11 protein-coding genes are annotated in these 13,117 nt (G+C 71.0%); 7 read left to right on the forward strand and 4 right to left on the reverse strand.

Annotated elements, in window-relative coordinates; all coding sequences use genetic code 11:
- Positions 1-16: 16 nt before the first annotated feature.
- Positions 17-808, forward strand: coding sequence for an ABC transporter permease (locus DXZ73_RS12855; RefSeq protein ID WP_116211129.1), 792 nt, complete (start codon positions 17-19; stop codon positions 806-808).
- Positions 809-895: 87 nt separating this feature from the next.
- Complete coding sequence (locus DXZ73_RS12860; protein WP_116211130.1) at positions 896-1,885, forward strand: COX15/CtaA family protein; 990 nt, start codon at positions 896-898, stop codon at positions 1,883-1,885.
- Here the strand turns inward: DXZ73_RS12860 and DXZ73_RS12865 are convergent.
- The 3 genes from DXZ73_RS12865 to DXZ73_RS12875 form a co-directional block, all read right to left on the reverse strand.
- Positions 1,858-2,904, reverse strand: a complete 1,047-nt coding sequence (locus tag DXZ73_RS12865; RefSeq protein ID WP_116211131.1) for an amidohydrolase — start codon at positions 2,902-2,904, stop codon at positions 1,858-1,860. The two genes, DXZ73_RS12860 and DXZ73_RS12865, sit on opposite strands and share 28 nt — an antisense overlap.
- An 84-nt stretch (positions 2,905-2,988) precedes the next feature.
- Positions 2,989-3,339, reverse strand: coding sequence for a hypothetical protein (locus tag DXZ73_RS12870; RefSeq protein ID WP_116211132.1), 351 nt, complete (start codon positions 3,337-3,339; stop codon positions 2,989-2,991).
- 54 nt (positions 3,340-3,393) lie between these two features.
- A complete protein-coding gene (locus DXZ73_RS12875) occupies positions 3,394-4,335 on the reverse strand; it encodes a heme o synthase (RefSeq protein WP_116211133.1) in 942 nt (313 codons plus the stop codon).
- Between the two features lie 440 nt (positions 4,336-4,775).
- On the opposite strand from DXZ73_RS12875, the gene tkt reads away from it, so the two are divergent.
- From tkt to pgl, 5 genes are read left to right on the forward strand one after another with little or no spacing between them, the layout of a single operon-like run.
- Entirely contained in the window at positions 4,776-6,863 is a 2,088-nt protein-coding gene (gene tkt, locus DXZ73_RS12880) for a transketolase (protein WP_116211134.1), read from the forward strand.
- Positions 6,864-6,899: 36 nt separating this feature from the next.
- On the forward strand, positions 6,900-8,015 hold the full coding sequence (tal, locus tag DXZ73_RS12885; RefSeq protein WP_116211135.1) for a transaldolase: 1,116 nt from the start codon (positions 6,900-6,902) through the stop codon (positions 8,013-8,015).
- A 1-nt stretch (position 8,016) separates the two neighbouring features.
- Entirely contained in the window at positions 8,017-9,546 is a 1,530-nt protein-coding gene (gene zwf, locus DXZ73_RS12890) for a glucose-6-phosphate dehydrogenase (RefSeq protein WP_116211136.1), read from the forward strand.
- Positions 9,543-10,601 carry a glucose-6-phosphate dehydrogenase assembly protein OpcA gene (opcA, locus tag DXZ73_RS12895; RefSeq protein WP_116211137.1) on the forward strand — a complete coding sequence of 353 codons (1,059 nt, stop codon included), beginning with the start codon at positions 9,543-9,545 and terminating at the stop codon, positions 10,599-10,601. The genes zwf and opcA overlap by 4 nt, the downstream gene beginning before the upstream one ends.
- Complete coding sequence (gene pgl / locus DXZ73_RS12900) at positions 10,598-11,380, forward strand: 6-phosphogluconolactonase (protein WP_116211138.1); 783 nt, start codon at positions 10,598-10,600, stop codon at positions 11,378-11,380. The genes opcA and pgl overlap by 4 nt, the downstream gene beginning before the upstream one ends.
- Before the next feature lie 77 nt (positions 11,381-11,457).
- Here the strand turns inward: pgl and pgi are convergent, their stop codons facing one another.
- Positions 11,458-13,110: a glucose-6-phosphate isomerase gene (gene pgi, locus DXZ73_RS12905; RefSeq protein WP_116215588.1), complete on the reverse strand. Its 1,653-nt coding sequence runs from the start codon at positions 13,108-13,110 to the stop codon at positions 11,458-11,460.
- Between the last annotated feature and the right edge of the window lie 7 nt (positions 13,111-13,117).

Consider the following 13,117-nt stretch of genomic DNA (forward strand, 5'->3'; position numbering starts at 1 on the left):
GCAAGGAGCTGCGGGCATGAGCGCGGACGCGGGCACGAGTACGAACACCGGCACGTTCACGCCGAAGCCCGGCGCCGCGCCACTGGGCCGGATGATCCGCGCGCAGGCCGCGCTGGAGACCCGGATGCTGCTGCGCAACGGCGAGCAGCTGCTGCTGACCGTCGTCATCCCGACGCTCCTGCTGGTGCTCTTCAGCTCGGTCGACATCGTCGACACGGGCGAGGGCAAGGCCGTCGACTTCCTCGCCCCCGGCATCCTGGCGCTGGCGGTGCTGTCGACGGCCTTCACCGGCCAGGCCATCGCGACCGGCTTCGAGCGCCGTTACGGCGTGCTGAAGCGGCTCGGCGCCTCCCCGCTGCCGCGCTGGGGGCTGATGACCGCGAAGACCTGCTCCGTGCTGGTCACCGAGGTGCTCCAGATCGCCCTGCTGACGGTGATCGCGTTCGCGCTGGGCTGGTCGCCGCACGGCAACCCCTTCGCCGTCGTCCTGCTGCTCGTGCTCGGCACGGCGGCCTTCTCCGGGCTGGGTCTGCTGATGGCGGGCACGCTCAAGGCCGAGGCGACGCTGGCCGCGGCGAACCTCGTCTTCCTGCTGCTGCTCGTCGGCGGCGGGGTGATCGTGTCGCTGGACAAGTTCCCGGCCGCCGCCCGGTCGGTGCTGGACCTGCTGCCGATCTCCGCGCTCTCGGGCGGCCTGCGGGACGTGCTCCAGCACGGCGCGGGAATGCCGTGGGCCGACCTGGGCGTCCTCGCGGCGTGGGCGGTGCTCGGGCTGGGCGCGGCGGCGCGCTTCTTCCGCTGGGAGTGAGCCGGGGGTGAGCCCGGGAGCAGCCGGGCAATTCGCCACGCACCCCCCTCGTGAATCCATGCACAAGCGGGCCCTTACGATGACTCCGTGCCGAATTCGATGAACCCTCTCCAGCTGATCGCCGACCGCTGGCAGCCCTCCGCGCGCTTCGTCCAGCGGGCCGCGCTCGCCTGTGTGGTCATGGCCGTGGTCATCGTGGTGACAGGTGGCGCGGTCCGTCTCACCCAGTCGGGGCTCGGCTGCCCGACGTGGCCGACGTGCACCGACGAGAGCCTGACGCCCACGCGTGCGATGGGCATCAACGGTGTCATCGAGTTCGGCAACCGCATGCTGACGTACGTCCTGTGCGGTGTAGTCGGGCTCGCGATCATCGCGGCACGCGCGCGTGAGCCGCGCCGGCGGTCGCTGACCCGTCTGGGCTGGGCGCAGTTCTGGATCGTCATGGGCAACGCCGTCGTCGGTGGCATCACGGTGCTGACGGGCCTCAACCCGTACATCGTCAGCTCCCACTTCCTGCTGTCCACCGCGCTGCTGACGGTCTCCGTGGTGATGTGGCAGCGCACTCGTGAGGGCGACGCGGAGCCGCGTGACCGGGTGGCCCGTCCGGTGCGGCAGTTGAGCTGGCTGCTGGTCGTCGCGAGCGCCGTGCTGATCGTGGTCGGCACCGTGGTCACCGGTGCGGGCAAGCACGCGGGCGACGCCTCCAAGGACGTCCACCGGATCCCGTTGAACTGGCGTGAGCTCACCCAGCTGCACGTCGACTTCGTATTCGTCGTGGTCGGCCTGACCGTCGCCCTGTGGTTCACCCTGCGGGCCGTCAAGGCGGCCGCCGCGCCGAGCCGCCGGGTCACCGAGCTGTTCGTCGTGCTGATGCTCCAGGGCGTCATAGGGTACGTGCAGTACTTCACCGGCCAGCCGGAGCTGGTCGTGGGTGCCCACATGCTCGGCTCCTGCATCGTGTGGATCGCCGTTCTGCGCGTCTTCCTGTCGCTGCGCGACCGCGGTGAACTCGCCTCCGTGCCCGCCCCCTCCGGTGAGCACGACGCGCTTCAGACGGCCTCCGTCCCCAGCCGGTAGATCCTGCGGGCGGTGCCGGCGGCGACGAGCGAGGCGATCCGCCCCGCCTCCGCCCACCGGCACACCCCGTCGGCGACCCAGTCGTCCATGAGCCGCCCCATGGCCTGTGAGAAGGTCCGGGCGCCGACCACATAGAGCTCGGCCAGCGCCCGCGCCCCGGTGGAGAACAGCAGCTTGCCGAACGGCGCTTCGGCCAGGCTCTCCTCGGGCCGGGTGCCCACGTCCGCGTACACGTGCGGGAAGCCCGCGGCGAGCCGCGCGGCCTGCCGGTGGTGCCAGGGGGCGGGCAGCAGCACCAGATCGGTCCCCAGCCCCTCGGTGGCACGCAGGAAGCGCGTCACGCGGCGCGGGTCGGGGCAGTGCAGCTGTACGGGCAGCCCGGTGGCGACCGCCGTCCACAGCAGATGACAGGCGACCACGGGCTCGTCCAGCGGCCCGCCCGTCCGGCGGGTGCGCAGCCAGCGGTCGACGGCCCTGCGGACCTCGGGCGGCTCCGGTGGCGTCCCGTCGCAGGAGCGGATCCCGGAGGCGAACGCGGTGGCGCTCCGGGCGGCCACCCATAACGCCTCGGTGACGTAGGCGGTGAAGGAGCCGGCGCTGCCGGAGGTGTCGGCGACCTGTTCGGCGAGCGGTTCGAGGCGTACGACCTCGTGGGCGCGCCCGTCGGCCGCGTACGCCAGCTCGGTGGCCGAGGTGAGGGCGCCCGGCGCCCCGGACTCCAGCAGGAAGGTGCCGATTCCCGCGCCGCGCAGCAGCAGTTGCCCGGCGCGGTAGGCGCCCAGTTCCCGCCGCCGCGCCAGATAGCGGACCGGCGCGCAGTGCGCTTCCAGGCCGAGCAGGGGCGGGCACCAGCGGCGTACGGCCAGTCCGGCGGGGCTGTCGAAGAAGGTGGTGCCGGGCGGTGCGGGGCCGGTGGAGCCCGCGGCGGCGGCGAGGTGCGTCTCGAAGGCGCCGAGCCCCAGCTCGCCGTGGACCGTGCCGTGGCTGTGCTGATCCACGATCGGCGGCATGCCGTCCATCCGCGCCCTCGTCCCCCCGTGCCGAACCCCCGGGCGGCGCACCGAGGTGGCCGCTCCCGGCGGGTCTAACGGGCGAGGGGGCCGTCAGTTATTGCTGGGGCCGCCGAGCTGGATGCCGGCCATACGGGACCATTCGTACGGGCCGGTGCGGACCTTGGCGGCGAACTCGCCGTCGAAGTCCTCGTGGAGGGTGATGCCGGCGAGCTCGACGGCCTTCCGCGCCATGGGCATGGAGGGGGCGACCAGGTTGCCCCACTCGCCGTTGGCGCCGACGAGGGCGATCCGGGTGCTGCCGCGGCCGATGTGCGCCAGCTGGCCCTCGGCGCTGCCGCCGTGGCTCTTGGCGAAGGCGGTGATCTGCCGGGCGAGCCGGGCGGCCCTGCGGGCGGCCCGGCTGTCGAGTGCGGTGTCTTCGGCCTGCGTGGTGTCTGCCATGAAGCAGATGCTACCCACCAGTACTGCGTCTTTTGGGGGAGACCCCCGAACCCCCTAGCGAAGGAAGGGATCCACGGCCACTGCCGCGAAGAGCAGCGACACATAGGTGATGGACCAGTGGAAGAGGCGCATCTCCTTGAGCTTCGCCCCGGTGATCCCGGCCTTGGCGCGGCCCTGGAGCGCGTGCGCCTCCTTGAGCCACATGCCGCCGAGCACGGCCGCCACGATCGTGTAGAACCAGCCGGTGTAGCCGAGGGGCTGGAGCAGGAGCGAGACGGCGACCATCACCCAGCTGTAGAGGACGATCTGACGGGCGACCGCCTTGTTGCCCGCGGTGACCGGCAGCATGGGCACGCCCGCGCGCTCGTAGTCGTCCTTGACCTTCATCGACAGCGGCCAGTAGTGCGGCGGCGTCCAGAAGAACATGACCAGGAAGAGGACGACCGGGGCCCAGGAGACCGATTCGGTGACGGCGGACCAGCCGATGATGACCGGCATGCAGCCCGCGATGCCGCCCCAGACGATGTTCTGCGCGGTGCGGCGCTTGAGCAGCATCGTGTAGATGACGACGTAGAAGGCGTTGGCCCCGAGCGACAGCATCGCCGACAGCGGGTTGACCAGGTACCAGAACCAGAGGGTGGAGCCCACGGTCAGCGCGGTGGCGAAGACCAGGCACTCCCGCGGCGAGACCATCCCGGTGACCAGCGGGCGCTGGGCCGTACGGTCCATCAGCGCGTCGATGTCCCGGTCGATGTACATGTTGTACGCGCCGGCGCCGCCGGCCGACAGGTAACCGCCGATGCACGTGGCCAGGACGAGCCACAGGTCGGGCACGCCCTGCGCGGCGAGGAACATCACCGGCACGGTCGTCATCAGCAGCAGCTCGATGATCCGCGGCTTGGTCAGCGCCACGAACGCCTTGACACGGGCCCCGAACGGCCGGTGACCGAGGCTCTCCGGAAGCACCCCCGCAGGACGGGATTCGACGGCCGTCACGCACACCCCTGACAGAGATAAGGCCAGCAAGCGATGCGGGCAGGATGAACCCGGTGAAGGCTTGCGCTTACCACGCCACTCTAGACGTAGGGGATACCCCGGCCTCCGCCGGGGTGGGGTCGTGTTGGGACCGTAGCGGACCCGATCCGCGGCCGTTCCCCGATGCCCGCGCGCCGGATCGGGCCTCCTGGGAACATGACACGGTGGCCCCGTTCGGGAGGCGCCCCGGCGGCCTCCCCGGCAGGCTGGACCCATGGCCGTCGCACCCGCGGCGGGAATCTTCGCCATCCGGATCCGGTTGCCCGGGACGTCGGGTCGGGCAGCCGACTGTGTGTCGAAAAGGCGCGCGCCCCTGCGGGGTAGGCTCGACAGCGCCGCGTCGTGGCGGAACATACCGCCCCCGGCAATCGAAACATGTGGAGAGGAGCCCTGAACCGAGGGTGAGCACCAAGCCGACCACAACAGACCTCGAGTGGACCGAACTGGACCAGCGGGCCGTCGATACCGCCCGCGTCCTGGCCATGGACTCCGTGCAGAAGGTCGGCAACGGCCATCCGGGCACGGCCATGAGCCTGGCGCCCGCCGCCTATCTGCTGTTCCAGAAGCTGATGCGGCACGACCCGAGCGACGCCGACTGGGCAGGCCGGGACCGGTTCGTCCTCTCCCCCGGTCACACCAGCCTCACGCTCTACGTGCAGCTCTTCATGGCCGGCTACGGCCTGGAGCTCGCGGACCTGAAGTCGTTCCGCACCTGGGACAGCAAGACCCCGGGCCACCCGGAGCACGGTCACACCCGTGGTGTCGAGACCACCACCGGCCCGCTGGGCCAGGGCATCGCCAACGCCGTGGGCATGGCGATGGCCGCCCGCTACGAGCGCGGCCTGTTCGACCCGGAGGCCCCGAAGGGCGCCTCCCCGTTCGACCACACCATCTGGGCGATCGTCTCCGACGGCGACCTGGAGGAGGGCATCTCCGCCGAGGCGTCCTCGCTGGCCGGCCACCAGAAGCTCGGCAACCTCGTCGCGCTCTACGACGACAACCACATCTCGATCGAGGGCGACACCGAGACCGCCTTCTCCGAGGACGTCCTCGCGCGCTACGAGGCGTACGGCTGGCACGTCCAGCGCATCGAGCAGGCCGAGAACGGCGACTTCGACGTCCAGGCCCTCTACGCGGCCCTGAAGGCGGCGCAGGAGGAGACCGAGCGTCCCTCGATCATCGCGGCGCGCACGATCATCGCCTGGCCCGCCCCGAACGCCCAGAACACCGAGGCCTCGCACGGCTCGGCGCTCGGCGACGCCGAGGTGGCCGCGACCAAGCGCGTCATGGGCTTCGACCCGGAGCAGACCTTCCAGGTCGAGGACGAGGTCTTCACCCACGTCCGCAAGGTCGTCGACCGCGGCCGCGAGACCCACGCGACCTGGGAGAAGCAGCTCCAGGAGTGGCGCACCTCCAACCCGGAGCGCGCCGCCGTCCTGGACCGCATGGCCGCGGGCGAGCTGCCCGACGGCTGGGAGCACGCGCTCCCCGTCTTCCCGGCCGGCAAGGACGTCGCGACCCGCAAGGCGTCCGGCGAGGTCCTCAAGGCGCTGGGCGGCGTGATCCCCGAGCTGTGGGGCGGCTCCGCCGACCTCGCGGGCTCGAACAACACCACGATCGACCCGTCGTCCTCGTTCCTCCCGGAGGGCAACCCGCTCCCCGAGGCGAACCCGTACGGCCGCACGATCCACTTCGGCATCCGCGAGCACGCCATGGGTTCGACCATGAACGGCATCGCGCTGCACGGCAACACCCGTGTGTACGGCGGCACCTTCCTGGTGTTCTCCGACTACATGCGCCCGGCCGTCCGCCTGGCCGCCCTGATGAAGCTGCCGGTCACCTACGTGTGGACGCACGACTCCATCGGTCTCGGCGAGGACGGCCCGACGCACCAGCCGGTCGAGCACATGGCCGCGCTGCGCGCCATCCCGGGCCTGAACATGGTCCGCCCGGCCGACGCCAACGAGACGGCGATCGCCTGGCGCGAGATCACCAAGCGCCACACCGCCAAGCCGGCGCCGCACGGTCTGGCCCTGACCCGCCAGAACGTGCCGACCTACGAGGCCAACGAGGGCGCCGCCAAGGGCGGCTACGTCCTCTTCGAGGCCGAGGGCGGCCGGCCGCAGGTGATCCTGATCGGCACCGGCTCCGAGGTCCAGCTGGCCGTCGAGGCCCGTGACGTGCTCCAGGCCGAGGGCATCCCGACCCGCGTGGTCTCCATGCCCTCCGTCGAGTGGTTCGAGGAGCAGGACCAGGCGTACCGCGACGGCGTGCTGCTGCCGGACGTCAAGGCCCGCGTGGCCGTCGAGGCGGGCATCGGCCTGACCTGGCACCGGTACGTCGGCGACGCCGGCCGGATCGTCTCGCTGGAGCACTTCGGCGCCTCCGCGGACTACAAGATCCTCTACCGCGAGTTCGGCCTGACCTCCGAGGCCGTCGTGGCCGCCGCCCGCGAGTCGATCGAGCACGTCGACGCCAACCGTCGCTGACGCGACCGCCCACCACTAGTAGGAGATGCAATCCCGATGACAGACGCACTCAAGCGCCTCTCCGACGAAGGCGTCGCGATCTGGCTGGACGACCTGTCCCGCAAGCGCATCACGTCCGGCAACCTGGCCGAGCTGATCGACCAGAGCCACGTCGTGGGTGTCACCACCAACCCGTCGATCTTCCAGAAGGCGATCTCCGGCGGCGACGGCTACGAGCAGCAGCTCACCGACCTCGCGGCCCGCAAGGTCACCGTGGACGAGGCGATCCGCATGATCACGACGGCGGACGTCCGTGACGCCGCCGACATCCTGCGCCCGGTCTTCGACGCGACGGACGGCCAGGACGGCCGGGTCTCCATCGAGGTCGACCCGCGCCTGGCGCACAACACGACGGCCACCGTGGCCGAGGCCAAGCAGCTGGCCTGGCTGGTGGACCGCCCCAACACCCTGATCAAGATCCCGGCCACCGAGGCGGGCCTCCCGGCCATCGCCGAGGTGATCGGCAAGGGCATCAGCGTCAACGTCACGCTGATCTTCTCCCTTGAGCGCTACCGCGCGGTCATGGACGCCTACCTGACCGGTCTGGAGAAGGCCAAGGCCGCCGGCCTGGACCTGTCGCTGATCCACTCGGTCGCGTCCTTCTTCGTGTCCCGCGTGGACAGCGAGATCGACAAGCGCCTGAACGCGCTGGGCACCGACGAGGCCAAGGCGCTGCGCGGCAAGGCCGCCCTGGCCAACGCCCGCCTCGCCTACCAGGCGTACGAGGAGGTCTTCTCCTCCGACCGCTGGGCCGCCCTGGAGAAGTCCGGCGCCAACAAGCAGCGTCCGCTGTGGGCCTCGACCGGTGTCAAGGACCCGGCCTACAAGGACACGCTGTACGTGGACGACCTGGTCGCCCCGAACACGGTCAACACCATGCCGGAGGCCACCCTGGAGGCCACCGCCGACCACGGGCAGATCACCGGCGACACGGTGCGCGGCACGTACGAGCAGGCCAAGGCCGAGCTCGACGCGATCGCGAAGCTGGGCATCTCGTACGACGACGTCGTCCAGCTGCTGGAGGACGAGGGCGTCGACAAGTTCGAGCAGTCGTGGAACGACCTTCTTAAGTCCACCGAGGCGGAGCTCAAGCGCCTCGCCCCGGAGGCGTGAGTTGAGCACAAGCAGCAATCCGCTGCGTGACGCTCAGGACCGACGGCTCCCGCGTATCGCGGGGCCGTCGGGCCTGGTCATCTTTGGCGTCACGGGCGATTTGTCCCGGAAAAAGCTGATGCCCGCGGTCTATGACCTCGCGAACCGGGGGCTGCTGCCGCCGGGCTTCTCGCTCATCGGCTTCGCGCGCCGCGACTGGGAGAACGAGGACTTCGCCCAGATCGTGCACGACGCCGTCAAGGAGCACGCGCGCACGCCCTTCCGTGAGGAGGTCTGGCAGCAGCTGGTGCAGGGCTGCCGGTTCGTGCAGGGCGACTTCGACGACGACGTGGCGTTCGAGACCCTCAAGTCCACGATCCACGAGCTCGATGCGGCACAGGGCACGGGCGGCAACTTCGCCTTCTACCTGTCGGTGCCGCCGAAGTTCTTCCCCAAGGTCGTCCAGCAGCTGAAGAAGCACGGGCTGGCCGAGCAGAAGAAGGGCGGCTCCTGGCGGCGCGCCGTCATCGAGAAGCCCTTCGGTCACGACCTGGCCTCCGCCCAGGAGCTCAACCGGATCGTCCACGAGGTCTTCCCGCCCGAAGAGGTCTTCCGGATCGACCACTACCTGGGCAAGGAGACCGTCCAGAACATCCTGGCGCTCCGCTTCGCCAACACCCTCTTCGAGCCGATCTGGAACCGGTCGTACGTCGACCACGTGCAGATCACCATGGCCGAGGACATCGGCATCGGCGGCCGCGCGGGCTACTACGACGGCATCGGCGCCGCCCGTGACGTCATCCAGAACCACCTGCTCCAGCTGCTGGCGCTGACCGCCATGGAGGAGCCCGCCTCCTTCGAGGCGGACGCGCTGGTCGCGGAGAAGACCAAGGTGCTGGGCGCCGTCCGGCTGCCCAAGGACCTCGGCAAGGAGACCGTCCGCGGGCAGTACGCGCACGGCTGGCAGGGTGGCGAGGAGGTCGTCGGCTACCTCGAAGAGGACGGCATCGACCCGGCGTCCAAGACCGACACCTACGCCGCGATCAAGCTGGAGATCGACAACCGCCGCTGGGCGGGCGTCCCCTTCTACCTCCGCACGGGCAAGCGGCTCGGCCGCCGCGTCACCGAGATCGCGGTCGTCTTCCAGCGGGCTCCGCACTCGCCCTTCGACCACACCGCCACCGAGGAGCTGGGGCAGAACGCCCTGGTCATCCGGGTGCAGCCGGACGAGGGCGTCACCATGCGGTTCGGCTCGAAGGTGCCGGGCACCTCGATGGAGGTCCGGGACGTCTCGATGGACTTCGCCTACGGCGAGTCCTTCACCGAGTCCAGCCCGGAGGCGTACGAGCGGCTCATCCTCGATGTGCTGCTGGGCGACGCCAACCTCTTCCCGCGCCTGCGGGAGGTCGAGCTGTCCTGGCAGATCCTCGACCCGATCGAGCAGTACTGGGAATCCAACGGCAAGCCCGCGTCCTACCCGGCAGGCACCTGGGGCCCCATCGAGGCGGACGAGATGCTCGCACGTGACGGACGGAGCTGGCGCCGGCCATGAAAATCGACCTGACGGACACCACGTCCAGCAAGATCAACAACGCCCTGGTCCAGGGCCGGCGCGCCATCGGCACCCCCGCCATCGGCATGGTGCTCACCCTGGTCATCGTCACCGACGAGGAGCACGCCTACGACGCGCTGAAGGCGGCCAACGAGGCCTCCCGCGAGCACCCCTCGCGCAAGCTCGTCGTCGTCAAGCGGGTCAGCCGGTCGCCGCGCGACCGTGCCAAGGCCCGCCTCGACGCCGAGGTGCGGGTGGGCACGTCCGCGGGCACCGGCGAGACCGTGGTGCTGCGGCTCTACGGCGACGTCATCGACCACGCCCAGTCGGTCGTGCTGCCGCTGCTGCTGCCCGACGCCCCCGTGGTCGTCTGGTGGCCGGTGGGCTCCCCGGTCAACCCGGAGAAGGACCCGCTGGGTTCGCTCGCCCAGCGCCGGGTCACCGACGCCTACGCCGCCGAGGACCCCCTCTCGGAGCTCTCGGCCCGCGCCGCGCACTACACCCCGGGCGACACCGACCTGGCCTGGACCCGGATCACGCCGTGGCGCTCGATGCTCGCGGCCGCCCTGGACCAGCAGCAGGTCGAGATCATCTCCGCCGACGTGGAGGGCGAGGGCTACAACCCGAGCGGCGAGCTGCTCGCGATGTGGCTCGCCGACCGCCTGGGCGTGCCGGTCAGCCGGACCGTCTCCGACGGGCCGGGCCTCACGGCCGTACGGCTGGAGACCAGGAACGGCCCGGTCACCCTGGACCGCCCCGACGGCTCCCTGGCCACGCTCTCCATGCCGGGCCAGCCGGACCGCGCGGTGGCGCTCCAGCGGCGCGACACCTCGGAGCTCCTCGCGGAGGAACTCCGGCGGCTCGACCCGGACGACACCTACGAGTCGGCGCTGAAGTACGGCGTGGAGCGGCTCGGCGAGGCCAAGGCGGCCGCGCCCGCGGCGCCGAAGGCGGCCGAGGCGGCCACGGAGGCTCCGGAAGCGGACGCCGCCGAGGCCAAGGCCGCGCCCGCGCCCGCCAAGAAGGCCGGCAGCAAGAAGGCGGCCGGCAAGTGAGCGCTCCGCAGATCGTCGTCCACCGGGACAAGGAGCTGATGGCGCAGGCCGCGGCGGCCCGGCTGATCACGAAGATCGTGGACGCGCAGGCCGCGCGGGGCTCCGCCTCCGTCGTCCTCACGGGCGGGCGCAACGGCAACGGGCTGCTCGCGGCCCTCGCCGAGGCGCCCGCGCGCGACGCGGTGGACTGGGCGCGGCTGGACCTGTGGTGGGGCGACGAGCGCTTCCTGCCCGAGGGCGACCCCGAGCGCAATGTGACCCAGGCGCGCGCCGCGCTCCTGGACTCAGTGCCGCTGGACCCCGCCCGGGTGCATGTGATGCCCCCGGCCGGTGACCGGTACGGCAACGACGCGGACGCCGCGGCGGAGGCCTACGCGGCCGAACTCGCGGCGGCCGCCCGGCCCGAGGACCATGGCCCCGTGCCGTCCTTCGACGTGCTGCTGCTGGGCGTCGGCCCGGACACGCACGTGGCCTCGCTGTTCCCCGAGTTGCCGGGCGTGCGGGAGACCGAGCGCACGGTCGTCGGGGTGCACGGCGCGCCGAAGCCGCCGCCGACGAGGGTCTCCCTGACCCTCCCGGCGATCCGCGCGGCCCGCGAGGTCTGGCTGCTCGCGGCGGGCGAGGACAAGGCGAACGCTGTCGCGATGGCGCTGTCGGGTGCGGGTGAGATCCAGGCCCCGGCAGCGGGCGCGTACGGCCGCTCGCGCACGCTGTGGCTGCTCGACGCGGCGGCCGCCGCGAGCCTCCCCCGGGGGCTGTACCCCCCGGCTTCGCCCTGACCGCGCTGACGCGCGGTGTCCTCAAACGCCGGACGGGCTGGATTTTCCAGCCCGTCCGGCGTTTGACGATGTACGGGTCAGCGACCCCGCAGCTCGCGGTAGCGCGCGACCAGCGCCGCCGTGGACGCATCCAGGCCGGGCACCTCGGCGCCAGCGCTGAGCGCAGGCTCAACCCGCTTCGCGAGCACCTTGCCCAGCTCGACCCCCCACTGGTCGAAGGAGTCGATGTTCCAGATCGCGCCCTGGACGAACACCTTGTGCTCGTAGAGCGCGACCAGCTGCCCCAGCACCGACGGAGTCAGCTCGCTCGCGAGGATCGTCGTCGTCGGGTGGTTGCCCCGGAACGTCTTGTGGGGGACGAGCTCCGCCGGAACGCCCTCCGCGGCGACCTCCTCCGCGGTCTTGCCGAAGGCGAGCGCCTGGCCCTGGGCGAAGAGGTTGGCCATCAGCAGGTCGTGCTGGGCGACCAGCCCCGGCGCCAGGTCCTCCACCGGCTTGGCGAAGCCGATGAAGTCCGCCGGGATCAGCTTCGTGCCCTGGTGGATCAACTGGTAATAGGCGTGCTGCCCGTTGGTGCCCGGCGTGCCCCAGACGACCGGCCCGGTCTGCCAGTTGACGAGGTTGCCCTCGCGGTCGACGGACTTGCCGTTGGACTCCATGTCGAGCTGCTGGAGATAGGCCGCGAACTTCGACAGGTAGTGGCTGTAGGGCAGCACCGCGTGCGACTGCGCGCCGTGGAAGTTGCCGTACCAGATGCCGAGCAGCCCCAGCAGCAGCGGGACGTTCTCCTCGGGCGGCGCGCATCGGAAGTGCTCGTCGACCAGGTGGAAGCCGGCGAGCATCTCCCGGAAGTGGTCCGGGCCGATCGCGAGCATCAGGGACAGCCCGATGGCCGAGTCGTACGAATAGCGGCCGCCGACCCAGTCCCAGAACTCGAACATGTTGGTCGGGTCGATGCCGAACTCGGTGACCTTCTCCTCGTTCGTCGACAGCGCCACGAAGTGCTTGGCGACGGCTTCCTCGCCCGCCCCCAGCCCCGTCAGCAGCCAGTTGCGCGCCGAGGTGGCGTTGGTGATCGTCTCGATCGTGGTGAAGGTCTTCGAGGCGACGATGAACAGCGTCTCGGCCGGGTCGAGGTCCCGGACGGCCTCGTGCAGGTCCGCGCCGTCGACGTTGGAGACGAAACGGAACGTCAGGTCGCGTGCCGTGTAGGCGCGCAGCGCCTCGTAGGCCATCGCCGGACCGAGGTCGGAGCCGCCGATGCCGATGTTGACGACGTTCTTGATGGGCTTTCCGGTGTGGCCCTTCCAGTCACCGGAGCGCACCCGGTCGGTGAAGACCTGCATCTTGAGCAGCACGGCGTGCACGGCCGGGACGACGTTCTCGCCGTCCGTCCTGATCACCGCCGACTCGGGGGCGCGCAGCGCGGTGTGCAGCACGGCACGGCCCTCGGTGGTGTTGATCTTCTCGCCACGGAACATCGCGTCCCGCAGCTCCGCCACCCCGGCCGACGCCGCCAGCTCGCGCAGCAGGCGCAGCGTCTCGTCGGTGACCAGGTGCTTGGAGTAGTCGACGTGCAGATCGCCGACGGTGAGCGTCAAGCGCCCGGCCCGCTGGGGATCCTCCGCGAACAGCTCTCGCAGGTGCACCTCCCCGAGCTCTTCCCGGTGCTTGGCCAGCGCATTCCACTCAGGCGTCTGGTCGAGCCTGCTGTGGCCCTCTGCGTTCATCTCGGAC

This window comes from Streptoverticillium olivoreticuli subsp. olivoreticuli (assembly GCF_003391135.1).
GTDB lineage: Bacteria > Actinomycetota > Actinomycetes > Streptomycetales > Streptomycetaceae > Streptomyces > Streptomyces blastmyceticus.